14 protein-coding genes and 1 pseudogene are annotated in these 17493 nt (G+C 46.1%); 12 read left to right on the top strand and 3 right to left on the bottom strand.

The window, feature by feature from the left end; all coding sequences use genetic code 11:
* The first annotated feature begins 421 nt into the window (after positions 1-421).
* Positions 422-1813, top strand: a complete 1392-nt coding sequence (locus ST42_RS09610) for a BACON domain-containing protein (protein WP_044073360.1) — start codon at positions 422-424, stop codon at positions 1811-1813.
* A gap of 139 nt (positions 1814-1952) precedes the next feature.
* Here ST42_RS09610 and ST42_RS13600 read toward each other — a convergent pair whose 3' ends face one another.
* Positions 1953-2288, bottom strand: coding sequence for a transposase (locus ST42_RS13600; protein ID WP_082028633.1), 336 nt, complete (start codon positions 2286-2288; stop codon positions 1953-1955).
* 120 nt (positions 2289-2408) lie between these two features.
* Positions 2409-2810: an ISAon1 family transposase N-terminal region protein gene (locus ST42_RS09600; protein ID WP_052488306.1), complete on the bottom strand. Its 402-nt coding sequence runs from the start codon at positions 2808-2810 to the stop codon at positions 2409-2411.
* A gap of 176 nt (positions 2811-2986) precedes the next feature.
* Between ST42_RS09600 and ST42_RS09595 the strand changes: the two genes are divergently transcribed.
* The 11 genes and pseudogenes from ST42_RS09595 to ST42_RS09545 all read left to right on the top strand — a co-directional run bounded on the left by ST42_RS09595 (position 2987) and on the right by ST42_RS09545 (position 16885).
* On the top strand, positions 2987-3697 hold the full coding sequence (locus ST42_RS09595) for a leucine-rich repeat domain-containing protein (RefSeq protein ID WP_197068935.1): 711 nt from the start codon (positions 2987-2989) through the stop codon (positions 3695-3697).
* A pseudogene (locus ST42_RS14595) lies at positions 3694-4793 on the top strand (MraY family glycosyltransferase). Before ST42_RS09595 ends, ST42_RS14595 begins: the two are co-directional and overlap by 4 nt.
* An 813-nt stretch (positions 4794-5606) precedes the next feature.
* Complete coding sequence (locus tag ST42_RS09585) at positions 5607-6194, top strand: sugar transferase (RefSeq protein ID WP_042519065.1); 588 nt, start codon at positions 5607-5609, stop codon at positions 6192-6194.
* A 44-nt stretch (positions 6195-6238) separates the two neighbouring features.
* Positions 6239-8827 carry an SLBB domain-containing protein gene (locus ST42_RS09580; RefSeq protein WP_044073357.1) on the top strand — a complete coding sequence of 863 codons (2589 nt, stop codon included), beginning with the start codon at positions 6239-6241 and terminating at the stop codon, positions 8825-8827.
* 118 nt (positions 8828-8945) lie between these two features.
* Positions 8946-10265, top strand: coding sequence for a lipopolysaccharide biosynthesis protein (locus ST42_RS09575; RefSeq protein ID WP_044073354.1), 1320 nt, complete (start codon positions 8946-8948; stop codon positions 10263-10265).
* 37 nt (positions 10266-10302) lie between these two features.
* A complete protein-coding gene (locus ST42_RS13595; protein WP_042519025.1) occupies positions 10303-11550 on the top strand; it encodes a glycosyltransferase in 1248 nt (415 codons plus the stop codon).
* A 57-nt stretch (positions 11551-11607) separates the two neighbouring features.
* Positions 11608-12654, top strand: coding sequence for a Wzz/FepE/Etk N-terminal domain-containing protein (locus ST42_RS09565; protein WP_042519023.1), 1047 nt, complete (start codon positions 11608-11610; stop codon positions 12652-12654).
* A gap of 19 nt (positions 12655-12673) precedes the next feature.
* Positions 12674-13831, top strand: a complete 1158-nt coding sequence (locus ST42_RS09560) for an EpsG family protein (RefSeq protein ID WP_044073352.1) — start codon at positions 12674-12676, stop codon at positions 13829-13831.
* 11 nt (positions 13832-13842) lie between these two features.
* Positions 13843-14880 carry a hypothetical protein gene (locus ST42_RS09555; RefSeq protein WP_044073350.1) on the top strand — a complete coding sequence of 346 codons (1038 nt, stop codon included), beginning with the start codon at positions 13843-13845 and terminating at the stop codon, positions 14878-14880.
* Positions 14880-15695: a glycosyltransferase family 2 protein gene (locus ST42_RS13220; protein WP_052485300.1), complete on the top strand. Its 816-nt coding sequence runs from the start codon at positions 14880-14882 to the stop codon at positions 15693-15695. Before ST42_RS09555 ends, ST42_RS13220 begins: the two co-directional genes overlap by 1 nt.
* Before the next feature lie 17 nt (positions 15696-15712).
* Entirely contained in the window at positions 15713-16885 is a 1173-nt protein-coding gene (locus tag ST42_RS09545) for a glycosyltransferase family 4 protein (RefSeq protein ID WP_044073348.1), read from the top strand.
* A 117-nt stretch (positions 16886-17002) separates the two neighbouring features.
* On the opposite strand, the gene ST42_RS09540 is transcribed toward ST42_RS09545, so the two are convergent.
* The gene (locus tag ST42_RS09540; protein WP_044064743.1) at positions 17003-17458 is read right to left on the bottom strand and encodes a lipocalin-like domain-containing protein; all 456 of its coding nucleotides are present in this window, start codon (positions 17456-17458) and stop codon (positions 17003-17005) included.
* Between the last annotated feature and the right edge of the window lie 35 nt (positions 17459-17493).

The raw sequence follows: 17493 nt of genomic DNA, 5'->3' as shown, positions 1-17493 counted from the left end.
GAGACTTGCACCTAAATGATAATGCTGCTATGGGTGTATTTTTGAAGCTCCTTATAAGTGGTACAACATGTTTTTTACATTAATTTTTTTTTGTATAAAGAAAATATTGTGTAACTTTGCAAAAAGTAAAAAATGATGCTTATGTAACAAAAAGAAAACGACATATTATAAAAAAGCGTTAGCTTTATATTCTTGCTTTCAGAAAATCGCCAAATTTGAATGAAGCAGCTAAGAGTAGAAGTTAATGCTCACGTCTGTGTACAGGAGTGGGCTTTTACTCGTATATAGCTGCAATGGTGTTTGGCGATACCTCTGAAAGTATAGACGAAGTGATTAGTCCACGTTTTTTTTATTGTCTATATTTGGGGTGTTTGGACTAACGGAGATGATAGAATTATAAACAATAAAAACTGTACGAGATATGATTTATAAACATTCTTTTTTATTTGCCATTGCTATGGCAATAGTTTCTTCATCTGCACTTGTAGCATGCAGCAGCGATGATGACAACAACGGTGGTGGAAACGGCAATAATGGTGGTTTGCTCGATAATGAGGAAGTGCTGTGTATGCTGAAAGGGGATAAAAATAGTGCAACGAAGCTTGGTGAGGATATATTTATAGGAGAGAACAATATTTTTCAGGCCATAGATAATGACCCGTATTATCCTCATGCTTGCTTTGTCTCGATTCCAAACGTAAATAAACTTGGCGATATAACAAGTGTTCCCAAAACTGGTTGGTCTGGAAAAGCTGTCGTAAAAAAAGGATATGGGTATGTTTGCTATAATTCAAATGATGAAGATTATTTTTACAGAATTCTTGTAGAAGACGCAGTGCGTGACGACGATGGTAAGATCGTTGGATATAATATAAGATACCAATACCCTTTCTGTGGGAAAGACATAGACATACAACTCCCGAAGAACGAACTTTCGTTTACTGATGATGGCGGAAAAGAAAAGGTGGAATTCCTCGACAATGAGCCGATATACTTCTCTTGTGAATCTTCTGCAGGATGGTGCAGAGCCACACCTACCTCGTCTCTTTACAAGAATTTCCTGACAAATGCCGTGAATATTTCTGTTGATAAGTCGGATACGGTGGGGGTGTCTACGGCAACGATAACGCTGACCACGGGTTATGGCAAGAAGAAAGAGATAAAGGTTACTCGTGGTGCGGCTGAGCCGAGGATGGAACTCTACGGCAACAATAGCTCGTATGTGACTTCTATGAATCTACCTCTTTCTGTGAGTGGAGCAAGTAAGTCTGTATATGTAAACAGCAATATTCCGCTTGAAGATATCGAAGTAGAGAATACAGCATCAAGTTGGTGTGAGGCAAAACTGGGGAAAAACAGTGACTATGGTTATTACGGTAGATACATATTGATTGTAACAGCGACGGAAAATGATACCGATACTAAGCGGACTGGCACGATAACGCTGAAATACCGCAATGGGGATACGAGTGTAAAGCTGAATTTGGAACAGGATGTAGCGTATATAACAATGGAAAATGGTTATTCTGAAGAAAATCCATATACTTTTGACTATTATTATAATAATCAATATTTGTATTTCAAAACAAACCTTAGCAGTGATGACATAAAGGTAACGACATCGGCTGATTGGTTGACAGCGGATTTTGATGATTTCGATAGTAATTATTATAATTATGGCTATAATAGAGGGCGTGTTTATTTACGTGCTAACAGTAATAACTCCTCTTCCGACCGCGAAGATATCGTTACCATCTCCAACAAGAAAGGTACCGTATCATGTTCATTCAAAGTAAAACAATTTGGACGTTAATAGGCGCACCCGACAAACCCTGTGGGGGAGGATAAGCAGATGCTAACCCAAAACTGTTGCTAAACGATACATGAAGAATGGCATGTCTTTGACTCCTTTCACCTGTGCGCGGAAGCATTTGATCTTTGAGTTCGGCGATTCAGCTGAAGCATTTGTCTTCGCAGCCTTCTCCGCCACATTTCACCACATGGAAGCAGTCACGTACGACTGTGGCTTTGGGGAATGCCTCCCGGACTATGGCACGCATACAATCAGAGAGGTCCATCGTGATGTTCCCGACCATTTCACGCTTATCTGCAGGTAGCTGCATGAGAACCTTCAGTACGTCAGCAGGATTCGTTCCCTTGACTACTGCTATGATTGCACCCTTGCGACCATGGCATCCTTGTTGTGAATGATAGTGTATAGCTCGCCCTATAGGGATGTTTCGTCTATGCCTTGCTCCTTGCCTACATTCTGCGGAATAAGAATCCATTCTGATGCATGCTCTTTCTGTTCCCACGTCTCGAAGTTACTTAGGGTGTCCTTATATCTCTTAGCAAACGTGGAGCTGTTGATCATGTACGTATAACCAATCTGACGAGCGGTTATCGTCTCAGAGTCCATTCGCCCTCTTTAAAAAAAGCGCAAAGTCCTTCGCGTATCGAGTGCCCTTATGCTTCAATTCGAACTCCTTGCCAATGTCAACAATTCTTGTTGTGCCGTCCGGCATTGTCCAGCGTCTTCTTCGTATGTGCAGTACCGCCTTTTTGTCTCGGGCAGGATAGTCAAGCAAACATGATTCTTCGCCAAAACCATCGCTCACGGAGCCTTTCATGTCTGGTGTGAGATTGTCACGCTCATCAAGATAGATGTGAAGCTCTGTTGTGTAAAGAACATCTTTGTCCTGAGTACGCTGTGTTGCAAAGTCTGTCACCTCAAAATATTCAAGAACTCCTTCGGGTAGGAAATATGAGGCGAGGCCTTCATACATGTTTATATTGCCATTCTGATTCATAGTGCAAAGGTATTACTTTTTGACAATCATGTATCGTTTGGCAACACAGTTTTTGGGTTAGCATCTGCTTATCCTTCCCCACAGGGTTTGTCGGGTGCGCCGAAAAAATAAAACGACTGAATATTATTTCACTTTGTCTTATCTTCACAATGTCTGTCTTTGCCGCAGACAATGATTTGATAACGAAACAGATTACAGTTTGTGTGGATAAACCGGGCTGCCTTGCCAATATGATTGGCGAGAGCAAGAAATATTGTATCACGTATCTCAAGTTGACTGGACAAATTAACGGTGACGATATCCAATTTCTACGTGAGATGGCAGGTTGTGAAGGATCGAATGGTAATGATGACGGCAAACTTGCCTGTATAGATATGTCGGAGGCTATGGTAGTAAGTGGTGGCATGTATTATTATTTCGATGAAAAGTCAAATCATATGACTGGGGTGTATTCTTGGAACAATATAGTTAGCGAATACATGTTTTATGGATGTAAAAGTCTTGAAAGGGTTACTCTTCCTCAAACGGCAACGGAAATAAAAGAATGTGCTTTTGCTGGCTGTAAGAGACTTACAGAAGTAAAAATGGGAAATAATCTGAAAACTATAGGTGAACGTGTCTTTTCAGACTGCTCATCTTTGAAGAATATTAAAATACACGGTAACGTTGAAACTATAGGCAATGGCGCATTTGAAGGCTGCACGTCCCTCTTGTCGGTATACTCTGATTGCAAAAAAACGCCGTTGTTAGGAAAGGGAGTTTTTGCAGGCTGCAACAGAAAATGTTGTGTTCTTATAGTTCCGCAAGGCACATACTGCAGTTATTGGCTTTCGTCATGGGGTGATTTCTTTATCAATATCAAGGAACAGAACAATATGAATAAATGATTGATTGTAGTTTGTATATATTGATATCGTTTCTCGTGAGTATGCTTTTGGGATTAGGATTGATACCACTCGTCGTCAGTTTTTGCAAGGTCAAACGAATTTATGATCTGCCTAATGAGCGGAAAGTGCACAAGGTTTCCGTTCCGCGATTGGGAGGAGTTTGCTTTATTCCCTGTGTTGTGATTAGTTTTATGCTGGCGACAGCTATAGTGAGCAGAATCTCGGAAGGAACATCGCTCAGCTTGAGTCTTTGGACATGTTATTTTTCTGTCGGTTTGTTGGCGATATATGTTGCTGGTGTAGTAGATGATATTGTAGGGGTGTCGCCAAGGACAAAATTCCTGGTTCAGATATTTGCTGCATCCATTCTTCCTCTGTCCGGATTGTATATCAATAATCTTTATGGCTTTTGCGGAATTGGTGAGATACCGTTATGGGTCGGTGCCATGTTGACAGTTATTGTGATTGTTTTTATAGACAATGCCATAAATCTTATTGATGGAATAGACGGATTGGCTGCATTTCTTGCAATCATCGCTTTGTTTGGATTCTTCGTACTTTTCCTTTCTGAAGATTTGTTATCTTATTGCATTATAATTGCAGGGCTGCTTGGAGTACTTGTGGCTTTTGTACGTTTCAATCTATTTGGCAAGCAGGGGAAAACAAGATTTTTATGGGTGACTCGGGCAGTTTGACACTCGGGTTTATACTTGGTACTTTATTTGTTAAATGTTCTATGGTTAGGGTAAATGCCGAACCGGCAGTTGTCGGAGGAATGCCGATAGTCAGCTCCTATTTGATTGTCCCGGTGTTTGATGTCTGTCGTGTGATAATTACCAGGTTTGTGCATCACCGTCCGATATTTATGGCTGACAAAAATCATATACACCATAAACTGTTGCGCACGGGAATGACACAGCATCAAGCTCTTGGGGTATTGGTCGTAATGGCTTTACTTTTCATTCTAATAAATCTATTGATAGGAAAAAACATAGGTTTTACTATGATAATTGTTTTAGATATTTTAGTATGGGTTGCTCTTCAGCAACTGTTGGATGTCTTTATACGGAGAAATGGCAAAAAAGTATTTGTATGAAATTAAACACTCAAGTTTCAAATTTAGAATTGGCGATTGAATTTGTTGCATAAAAATACCGTTGGCGGAATTGATTTAGTGAATACTTGTCCTGAAACGGTCTTTGTGGCTTGCTTGGATTTTGGCTTTTAATGGGTAATAGCGAGCTATTGCGAATTAAAAACAGTCAAAAGACATCTCATGAAAACAGAAGACTGTAAGCAGTTGTGAAATATTACATTGGACGACTTAATGAACCGATTGGGAGTTAAATGGGCACGACCATTGTCCCAGATGGACAGAATAGCAGTCCAATGACTGCCCGGTTTGTTCATGTACATCCATAGTCGTGTTTTTTCAGAATTCAGTCAACGCATGCTATTTCAGTCATCTGCAAACCATCTATATGGTTTGAAACAATCATCTGGTTGCTAATCATTTGTATATCAAGCAATTATAGAAAAACCAGATGGTCTGATGGCTTTCGGGAATCAGCGATATGTGCAACTTTACTCATATCTGTCAGCGTAAATCAATTCCGCCAACGGGTATTATCATTGCTAATCCACAAGTTGGGCGACAGCCGTTCCGATATGCAGATTATGACACTTGTAATTTTCCCAAATGTGATGTTTTGTTACGGCAAGGTTGATTCCTTGCAAAAGATAAGACGCATGTTGCGCCAATTTTTAAATAAAATATAGTACCTTTGCAAAAAATATGCAATAAAAGAGCCGTTTGTCGGTTTTAAAGAAAATAAGAAATAAGTAAATAAACAAAGTGAGTAATCAAAATACAGAAGAGGTGAGCGGTTTCGAAGGCAGCCATGACGCGATGGGCTGTGTTCAGCGAACCGTCAAGCGCCTGTTTGACATAGTATTCTCTCTTGCCGGCATGATAATCCTCTCGCCGGTCTATCTGGTGATAGCCATCATGCTGAAGAGACAGAAAAACGGTCCTGCTATATTTTCGCAGGAGCGCATCGGATATAGAGGGAAGCCGTTTACCATTTACAAGTTCCGCACCATGAGCGAGCCTGAGAAGGAGCCTCAGCTTGTGGCGAAAAGCAGCATAGGGCAGTCCACAAAGACAGAGTTGTTCTTGCGTGAGCATCATCTCGACGAATTGCCCCAGCTCTGGAATGTGCTGAAGGGCGACATGTCGTTTGTAGGCCCCCGTCCGGAGCGCCGGTTTTATATCGACAAGATTATGGCCAACGACCCCAGCTATGTGCTCATCTATGAGATGAGGCCCGGACTGACGTCGGAAGCCACCCTCTATAATGGCTATACCGATACTATGGAAAAGATGCTGATCCGTCTGCATATGGATACCGACTATCTGAAGCGCAGGTCGCTGGCTCTTGATGCCAGCATCATTGCCAAGACGTTCATCAGCATCGTGAGCGGAAAAAAGTTCTAACATAAAATACATCAGAAAAACCAAATAGAAACAAATTCTTCATTATGAAAAGATTCATCATAGCAATTTTAATGTCCGTGCTCATTCCGATGAGCATCATGGCGCAGTCGTCAATGACCGATGACCAGGTTATGAAATTCATCGTAAAGGAGCACAATGCCGGAACCCCTCAGTCTCAGATCGTTACGAAACTCATGCAGAATGGCGTTAACATCGAGCAGATACGTCGTGTGAAAAAGAAATATGAGCGTGCCGCCAAGGACCAGGGATTGGGACAGGTGTCGGGCACTACCGGAAGCAAGAACGACACAAGATTGAGGTCGAACGGCAAGAAGAAAGCCAACGGCGATGCCAAAGATGATGAATATCTTGACGACAAGAAGTCGCAGTATGACTCGCAGAACCGTTTGAAAGACGGTCGCGTTAAAGACAAGCGCAGCTATGTGTTTGACGATACCAACGATGAGTGGAACGACATGCGCGACGAACTCGACGAGTTCGTGCCCGATACGGCAGCCCTTCTTGAGAAGCTCATGATGGAGAAGACCAAGAGAAAGGTGTTCGGACGTAACATCTTCAACAACAAGAACTTGTCTTTTGAACCGAATATGAACATTGCCACACCGCAGAACTATCGTCTCGGTCCTGGCGATGCCGTGTTCATCGATATCTACGGAGCTTCACAGAAGACCATTGAGTGCACGGTGTCACCGGACGGATTCGTTACGATAGACGGATATGGACCGGTGGAAGTCAGCGGACTTACGGTGAGTCAGGCGAACGCCAAATTGCGCTCCACTTTGGGATCGAGATACAGCAGCTCGCATATCAAGCTCACCGTCGGTGAGACCCGCTCGATAATGGTCAACGTCATGGGAGAAGTGAAAGCTCCTGGCACATACACTCTGTCAGCCTTCGCCACCGTGTTCCATGCCCTTTATATGGCAGGAGGAACAAACGACCTCGGTACACTTCGTAACATCAAGGTCTATCGCAACAACCGCCTTGTCACCGTAGTGGATATCTATGACTATATGCTCAACGGCAAACTGACGGGTAATGTGCGCCTTGCCGACAACGATGTCATTGTGGTCGGTCCGTACGACTGCCTGGTGAATCTTACCGGTAAGGTGAAGCGCCCTATGTGGTATGAGATGAAGAAGAACGAAAGCGTCGGCTCATTGCTGAAATATGCCGGTGGCTTCACTGGCGATGCCTATACTAAGTCGGTTAGAGTGGTGAGAAAGACCGGAAAGGAATATTCAGTATATAATGTGGACGAGTTCGACATGAGCTCATTCCAGGTGAGCGACGAAGACTCGGTAAGCGTAGACTCAATCCTCGACAGATATTCAAACATGGTCGAGATAAAGGGTGCCGTGTTCCGTCCAGGTATGTATCAGGTAGGTGGCGAGATAAACAGCGTGCGTAGTTTGCTGGAGCATGCCGACGGTCTCAGAGAGGAGGCGTTCACCGCACGTGCCGTGATGCACCGCATGAAGAAAGACCGCACTCTGGAAGTGGTGCCGGTTGATGTGGAAGGCATCCTTGACGGTAAGGTAGCCGATGTGCCGTTGCAGCCTAACGATGTTTTGTTCATCCCTACGAAGCAGGAGATGATGGAAGAACAGACCATAACGATACATGGAGAGGTGAACTATCCTGGCATCTATAAATACGCATCCAATGAGACGCTTGAGGACTTCGTGCTTCAGGCAGGAGGTCTGAAGAATTCCGCTTCCACTGTGAAGGTCGATGTGGCGCGCCGCGTGATGAATCCAAAGGCGCTTACCAACGACTCCATCTCAGCTTATACATACAGTTTCGCATTGAAAGACGGCTTCGTGATCGACGGTACTCCAGGCTTCCACCTTATGCCATTCGACGAGGTGTATGTGCGTAAGAGCCCGGGCTTCTCAAAACAGCAGAATGTCGTTGTTGACGGTGAGGTGATGTTCAGCGGTACATATACGCTGCAAAGAAGGAACACCCGTCTGAGCGACGTCATCAAGGCGGCAGGCGGAGTGAACGACCGCGGATATGCAGCCGGTGCTACACTCGTAAGAAAGATCAACGAGAGTGAGCGCAAGCGTCTGGAGGCAGCCCGCAAGATGGCCCTTGAGCAGTATGAGCAGGTGGCTGCCGAGGAGGCAGCAAAGACCGGCAAGAGTGTTGATATCACAAACAGTGAGCGTATCAAGAAATTCCAGATCGATGACACCTATTCAGTAGGTATCGAGCTCGACAAGGCTATTGCCAACCCAGGCAGCGATGCCGACATCGTGCTTCGCGAAGGCGACCGCATCGTTGTTCCGCAGTACACCGGAACGGTGAAGATCAACGGTGAGGTGATGTATCCAAACACCGTAGGTTTTGTTAAGGGCAAGAAGGCAAGCTATTATATCGACCAGGCCGGTGGTTTCAACAACAAGGCAAAGAGAGGCCAGACCTACATTATATATATGAATGGTATGGTGGCAAAGGTTTCCCACAACGCCAAGCCGATGCCTGGTTGTGAGATTGTGGTTCCAGCCAAGGCTACCACCAAGATGAGCATCGCCGAGACGATGACCATCGGTACGTCGGTAGCGTCTATCGCCACGATGATCGCTACTTTGGCTAACATATTATAAAGGAAATACGATGTGATACGGCCCTGTCACGATAAGTGTCAATGGGCCGTATTGCTGATACAGACAATTATGACTTAATCCACTATTGAGTGGAAGACTTCGATAGACTGAAAAGCGAATGGCAAACGATAGGAACATAGTTCTGAAGAAAAACATACTGATGTCGGCGGTGCTGAAGATGGTGGGACTGGCAACGTCTCTCCTCATAGTGCCTATTACCATCGGCTATCTCGACAAGGAAGTCTATGGAGTATGGATGACCATGACGTCGGTATTGTTCTGGATAGGAACCTTCGACATCGGTCTGGGCAATGGAATGCGGAACTATCTCACCGAGGCAATCTCGAAGCAAGACTATTCGTTGGCCAGAAAATACATCTGCACCACATTCTCATTGCTCACCGTCATCGCCCTGGCGTTGGGAGTGATAGGGCTGTTGCCCTTGTCGCAGCTTGACTATTGCAGCTTCTTCAATACCCATGCTGTGAGCGGAGAAAGTCTTCGCAACGCCACGCTCGTGGCAATAGGTTTCACGCTCGGCAATTTCGTCTTGAAGAATGTGGGCTTCATCTTCGTTGCCATGCAGAAATATGCAGTCAACGACCTTCTCACCGTGTCGGGCAACGTCATCTCGATGGTGATAATATTCATACTTACCAAGGTGACGTCGGGCAATCTCATGTATGTAGTCCTTGCATACACGGCAACGACATGTGCAGTCTTTGCCCTTGCCACAATCCCCCTGTTCTTGCGGTATCCCGAACTCCGCCCCGCCGCCAACGACTTTGACAAGAGTCTCGGCAGACAGATTGTGGGCAAGGGAATGGGATTCTTTGTGATTCAGGTGAGCAGCTGTCTTGTTATTTTCGGTGCTGCCAACGTGTTCATAGCCCAGAACTGCGGACCGACGAATGTCACGACATACAACATCGCATACAAGTTTTTCAACCTTCTGATAATAGCCTATACCATCATCCTCTCACCAATGTGGAACGCCTATACCGACGCCTACGTGAAGGGAGACATGGCATGGATAAACGCCACTTTCAACAGAGCGTTGAAGTTCTGGGCGCTTTCCGTCGCCGGCGGAGTCTGCATGCTGGCAGTCAGCGGAGTGTTCTATCATCTGTGGGTTGGCGACAAAGTGGAGGTGCCGCTCTCCATCTCGCTGTGCACATTCGTATATGTGTGTGCCTTCAATCTCAACAACTGTGCAACGTATCTTATCAACGGACTCAACAAGATAAGAGTGCAGATACTGACATCCGTAGTCTTCACCATCCTTTATGTGGCGATGGTCAAGTTCACTGATATGGGACTGAGCGTAGAGAGTATAGTCCTGAGCATGGCAACATGCTATCTCGCCATGGCGCTGATACACATCTATCAGTGCCGCTTGCTGATCAGGCAGAAGGCAACGGGAATATGGGACAGATGACAATAAAAAGATAACAATAAAACAACAGATATAGTAGATGAGCAATAAAATAAGTGTAATCACCGTGGTCTACAATGATGTGAAGCACATCCGTGAGACGATGGAGAGCTTCTTCTCGCAGACGTGGGAAGAAAAGGAATATATCGTCATTGACGGTGGCAGCACTGACGGCACGGCAGAGGTGATAAAGGAGTATGCTGACCGTCTGGCATATTGGTGCTCAGAGAAAGACGCCGGTGTCTATGATGCCATGAACAAAGGCGTGCAGCATGCCAGCGGCGACTGGGTGAATATCCTGAACTGCGGCGACTATTATTTCTCAGACCATTCGCTTGCCGACGCCATCCGGAATTGTGATGCCGGGAATGCCGACATCATATATGGCGACAGCATGAAACTGCGCCAGGGACACGTATTCCCTTTCCCCTCCTCAAGCAATGTGGCAGGTCTCGAATACAGACCTGTCTATCGTCACGGTTCATCACTCGTGAGAACGCAGATACACAAGGAAAACCTGTTCGCTCTTGACAAGAAGAAAGATTATGGTTTCGCTCTCGACTGGTATCTCATCTATACCCTATACAAGAAGAAATACAGGTTTGTCAGGACCGATGCCATAATAGAAGTCTTCGATGAAGAAGGAATGTCAAACCATCCCGTCAGGGGAGAATATCTGAACTACAAGATATCCATCAGCGACGGCTTCAGGATTGGCAAGCTCGTAAGCTTCCTGACAAAGGTGATGAAGATATGGTTTGTTGGAAGTCCCGTATATTCAGGAATGAGGAAATTCGTTCTCGGACCTCTCACCAATTCCATCCTGCCCAGCCTCCCGTGGTGTGTGCGCAGGTTTGCCATGAGAAAGCTCGGCATGAAGATAGGCAAAGGCACCTATGTGGACAGCCGCTGCTATATAATGAACCTCAACAAACTGTCTATAGGAAAGGATTCACATATAAACCGCATGGTGACACTCGATGCCCGTGGTGGACTGACCATCGGCGACAGCGTGTCGGTGTCGCATGGAGTGATGATTATGACAGGCAGCCATGATGTGCAGTCACGCCATTTCCCGGTGAAGTTCTATCCCATCGAGATAGGCGACTTTGTCTGGATAGGTTGTGGAGCTATGGTTCTGCAGAATGTGAAGATAGGCAAGGGGGCAGTAGTTTCGGCAGGAGCCGTAGTTACCAAGGACGTCCCGCCATATACCATCGTCGGTGGAGTGCCCGCCAAGGTGATAGGCCACAGGACCGAAGACCTGGAATATCGCTGCACGCCATAAACAGGCAGGGGTAGGACAGTAGACAATGATTAAGAAGTAAACGAAATACAAGATAAAATGTCAGATACAAAACGCGTGAAGGAAATCGACGTGCTTTCGCTTTTGAAGAAAGTGGCGTCGAGGAAAAAGGAAATGATAATCTTCGTTTCCGTATTCTTTGTTATTGGAGTTATCGTGGCTTTGGAACAGCAGAAGAGATACACCTCTTATGTGGTGTTGGCTCCAGAGGCCACAAGTATGGGTATGTCGCAGAACCTCAGCGACATTGCCGGAGCCATAGGTATGGATATCGGTGGCGGTAAATCATCCGTCGATGCCATCTATCCCGACATCTATCCCGATGTCTTCGCATCCACAGACTTCGTGGTGAAGCTCTTCGATATTCCCGTCAAGGTGAAGGGACAGAAGAAGACATACTACAACCACATCCTGCAGGACACCAAGATACCATTCTGGGACTATCCCAAGTTGTGGCTCATCAAGATGTTCGGTAAGAAAGACACCATACCGAGCACCAATGTCGTTAACCCACATTGTCTGACAAAGATCCAGAGCGAGGTCTGCGAGGCAATAGTCGGAAGCATCGGTTGCCAGATCAACAAGGGTACCAATGTGATAACCATTTCCGTTACCGACACCGACGCTCGTGTGGCTGCCTGCATGGCAGACTCCGTGAAGACCAGACTGCAGAACTACATCACGCTCTACCGTACGAAGAAGGCAAGACAAGACCTGGCTTACTCACAGCAGATCAATGCAGAGGCAAAGGCTGCCTATGAGAAGTCGCGTCAGAAATACGCATCATTCGCCGATGCCAACTCAGAAGTCGTGCTAATGTCGTATCAGTCTAAACTCGAGGACCTGGAGAACGATATGCAGCTGAAGTTCAACAACTATTCGCAGACCGCCCAGCAGGTGCAGAAGGCACAGGCGAAGATACAGGAGAACACTCCGGCGTTCACCGTGATTCAGAATGCCACCGTGCCATTGAAGTCGTCGAGCATGCCGCGAACGCTTATGGTCATCATATTCGTGTTTGTAGGAGTTATAGCAGACGCCCTCTGGGTGTTGGTGTTGAGCCAGGCTTTTGGCAAGAAGAAATAAAGAAAGGTAATACATATAGATGGAGTTCGCTTATCCTTATCTGCTGTTGGTCATGATCTATGGTTCTCTTGCCGTATATGCCCATTTCAACAGCGAGTCACAAATGAAGACAATGTGTGTGAACATATTGTCAGTTGTCGTATTTGTGTTCTTCTTCGGACTCAGAGGATTCGTGGCCTACGACTGGACCTCATATTATCCCGAGTATCAGAGTCTGACCGACCTGCGCACCTTGTTCACGCTTCCGTTGAACAAATGGACGTGGGAGCCGGGCTTCATGATATTCGGAGTGATATGCAAGACCATATATCCCAACTATTTCTTCTTCCAGTTTCTGTGTATCTTGATAAACGTTACATTGCTGATGATGTTCTTCAGGCGATATGTCAGTAACATACCGCTTGCGTTTATGATCATGCTGGTGATGAGCGGTTTCGAGATAAACATCAATCTGGTGCGCAACTCCATATCCATATTGCTGTTCGTCAATGCCATCGTGTTCATTGAGAAGAAGCAGTTCCTGCCCTTTTTGCTCGTTTGCTTGTTAGGCTTCACGTTCCATAGTTCGTCATTGGCATACATACCGATGTATTTCATCATCAACAGAAAGTTCAACAAATACATAATGATGGCGATATTCGCCGTTGCCAATGTGATTTACCTCTTCCATATCCCCATCCTGAAGTCGTTGATACTCCTGGTGGTAGACTATATCATGCCGTCTACCAAACTCTGGGTGGAGGCATATCTCAGCATGGACCTCAGCACGGGCTCCGTGTTGAGTATCGGCTATCTTGAGCGACTGCTCACCGGAATACTTCTGTTCTGCTATATCGACAAGCTCAGAGAAGTCCGCAACGGCAACAACATCTTCGTGAACAGTATGCTCTTCTATCTGTGCACATTCCTGTTTCTCAGTGAGTTCCGCACGATAAGTCTCCGCTGTTCCTATCTTTTCATCTATGCATACTGGATTGTATGGATAGACCTGATAAAGTGCTTTACCTATCGCAACAACAAGATACTGTATCTGTCGTTCGTGGCGTTGTATAGTCTGCTGAAAGTATATTTCCTTAATACCACCGCCATGTCGGAGTATTACAACATCACCATAGAGAACAAGCCATACAACGAGAGGCTCATCCATTTCAGACAACATTTCAACGACGTTAAATAAAAAGACATACCATGAAAGGAAAAGTATTGTTCATAGATTACGTATACATGAAGGGACACGTCAACTTCAATCGTATCCATATCGACGCCATCCGCTCGGCAGGCTACGATGTGAAGATAGTGTTGCATTCAGACATAGCTTCCCAACTCGATTATCCTGACAGCGATTACGTTGCCAAGCTGCCCCGCTTCCTGAATATGCGCGGCAAGAGAGCCGTTCTCAACCGCATTATATTCACTGTCACCCTGCTGTATCTGAAATTCAAGATACGCTTCTCAGATTACACTCATGTAGTGGTGTCGAGTTGCGATGAGGTCACTTTGGGTCTGTTGCCCCTTTGCCGTAATATGTATATAATATGTCATAACACCGGCACCGTGGCATCCAGGGTGAAACTATTTTTTCTCAAGCGTCTGGCGCGCCACAACACCTTCGTTGTGTTCGACGACTATATGAAGAAACCGCTGCTTGAGAATGGCATAACAAATGTTGCCGTGGTGTCACACGGCTGCGTCAGTCCGTTTGATGAAAGCCATGCCGATACCAGCCTTCCCGAATACTTTTCCACTTTCAGGAAAGTGGTGTTCCATCCCTCTTCAAAGGTAGACGACACCTTTGTGAATTCGCTCGTAAGCAGTAGCGAACTTGCAGATTTCCTTGCCCGGAACGATGTGCTGCTGCTCATTCATGGCGACAAGAAAGAAGGCGAGAAATATCCCGACAACGTGCGCTTCATTTCAGGCTTCCTGCCAACGGCGCTCTATCGGGAGATATTCCTCCGTTCAGACATCGTGCTCCTTGCCTATACCTCATCCTTCCAGAATCAGGTCAGTGGAGTGAGCTTCGAGTGTGTGGCAAACAGGAAGAACATGCTTGTGCTTGAGCATCCCGCCCTGCATTACTGCCGTGACTTCTATAACTACGATCCGATATTCTCCTCTACCGGCGAACTGATAGAGAAGATGCGGGCGCTGACAGGCGACAACGGTCTGCATTGTGTGGCAACCCCGGAATCGCTGACTCCAGACTATCTTAAAATCTTTGGATAATGGAAATATCTGTTATAATACCTACATACAAGCCCGGAGAATACATCTCCGACTGCCTCCGTTCTTTGGAGGAGCAGGATTTCCCCGTTTCCGATTATGAGGTGATAATCGTACTCAATGGCTGCGACATGCCATACCGGTCGATGCTCGAAGGTATCATCACCGACAATGGTTATGTCAATGTGAGAGTCATTCAGACCGACGAGCCGGGTGTGTCGAACGCCAGAAATATCGGTATAGACAATGCTAAAGGCAAATATCTGTTCTTCATCGACGACGACGACTGGGTGGCAGGCAACGGCTATCTGTCGAGCATGCATGCCATGACGGATTTGCATACGGTGGTTGCATGCAATTTTTATCTCATTGATGACAAGACCCGTGAGCACCTGCCGTATTTCCTCACATCAGCCTACAAGCGATGCATGGAATGCCCCAAGCTGACATTGTTCAATTCGCGGAGCTTCCTGTCCACGGTAACAGGGAAACTCATACCCAGAGATGTGATAGGAGACAGGCGGTTTGACACGAAGCACAAGCTCGGTGAAGACGCCCTGTTCATGTTCATCGTGTCCGACAGGATTTCCAGAATGGAGATTGTCCACAATGCCGACACCGTATATAACGTGAGGGCAAGAGAGAATTCCGCCACCCGAGCACGCCATCGGTATTCGGAAAGAATTGTCGTGGCGATGAGGCTTACGTGTAGCTATATGGGGGCATATCTGAAAAAGCCGCTGAAATACGACTTCCTTCTGTTTGCATCGAGGGTCTATGCCACGATAAGCAAACTGCGTAAAAAAGTATATGAATAGAAAATAACTGATATCGTATGAAATACTGCATATTGACACCACGCTTCCCCTTTCCCGAAAATGGCGGAGACGTGTTGAGAATTAACAATATAGCCAAATATCTGAAGTCTGCCGGTCATGAGCTTGTCCTTGTGTCCTTCTGTGAGGGCAATCCTGACATGGCAGCCGCAAAGACTCTGTATGACAAGATATACGTAGTAAAGCGCAAGAAGACCAACTCCATGCTATACTCGCTTGAGTATATGCTGAGCGGTCGCCCCATACAGTGTGGCTACTACTACTCTCGGGAATACTCAAAGCTGCTGGGGATGGTAATCAGCAAAGAGAAACCAGACCGTTTCGTCAGCCATCTGCTCAGGATGGTGCCATACCTCACCCAGCATGGCGTGGAGTCTCAATCCATCGTGGAGATGACCGATGCCTTGTCGAAGACCTATACTCTGTCTTCCGGTTTCAAGGGCATGTCGCTGAAGAAGGTGATTTACGCCATCGAGCGCAAGCTTATCCGAAGATATGAGCACTTTGTGATGAAGAAATTCCCGAAGGTGGTACTCGTTTCACAGGCAGACATCGACTATCTCTCTGCCGGGGGCGACAAGCATTCGCTGGCATTATACACCAATGGCGTGGAGTGTATGGACGAGATACCCGATTCCTACGACCATGACAAGATCTGCTTTGTAGGCAATATGCGAACCCTGCAGAACCAGGATGCGGTGTTGCATTTCGTAAACGACATCTTCCCGCTGATTCTGAAGAAGAAGCCCGGAGCCAGATTCTATATCGTAGGGGCAGAGCCGCCGAGAAACATCATGGCGCTGTCTGAAAAATCCGAGAATATCGTGGTGACAGGATTTGTAGACGTCCTTTCAGATGCCGTTAAGGATTCATGCGTGGCTGTGGCGCCGGTGCAGATTGCCGCCGGCATTCAGAACAAGGTGCTTGTGGCTATGGGTATGGGAGTGCCGGTGGTGATGTCGTCGCTCATTTCAAAGGCAATTCCCGAACTTGAAAGTGGCACCAACTGCATCATCGAAGATGCCGACCAAGCCTTTGCCGACGCTTGCCTGAGGATGATGGACAACGAAGCCGACCGCAACCGCATTTCCCGTTCAGGTTATGATACCGTAAGGAAATACTATTCATGGCAGGAGAAACTCTCCGGCTACGATCATTTGAATGCTGACTAATCTTCCACAAGCGGTCATCAAACTGTTACTCTTGCCTAAGCATGGCATAGAAAAATGCTCCATGATTCAGTTATTTGGAATTATGGAGCATTTTTAATTATGGAGTCTTATATCGTTTTAGAATCCCTTGAATGTCAGTTTCAGCGTTTCAGATTGTAACACCATTTTACTTCCGGTCAATTTTATTACCTGGAAATTCTCCTCCAGCTTGTTTATGCCGTATGGTGCCAGCAGGGTAGGGTCGGAGAGAGGCACGTCGCCGTTTTCGCGGTCGTAGACGTATGGTGTGTGCAGCGTGAGCTGCGTGTTTGTCTGGTTGAAGCGCATCAGAATCTTCGCGAGCTTCTCGTTTTTGTCATCCGCCTGCATCAGTTTGTTTTGGAATGCCCAGAATAACTTTTCATTCTTCAGGTCGAGCACTCCGCCAGTGGCAATCGTGTCCACACGGGTCAAATGCCACATACCGTTGAAATCTCCGGCAGCCGATGAAGTCTCTATGTCGCATGAGGCGAGAGTCATCGTGGTAAGTATCGTTGTGGCGGCTATGAGGATGCCGCATATTGTCTTTCTCATTTCTTTTCTTTTTTCGTTTTTTGTTCCCCTTGTAG

The organism is Prevotella pectinovora, from assembly GCF_000834015.1.
Taxonomy (GTDB): domain Bacteria; phylum Bacteroidota; class Bacteroidia; order Bacteroidales; family Bacteroidaceae; genus Prevotella; species Prevotella pectinovora.
Note: the sequence above shows the minus strand (reverse complement) of the source record. Positions and strands in the feature narration are given on the sequence as shown.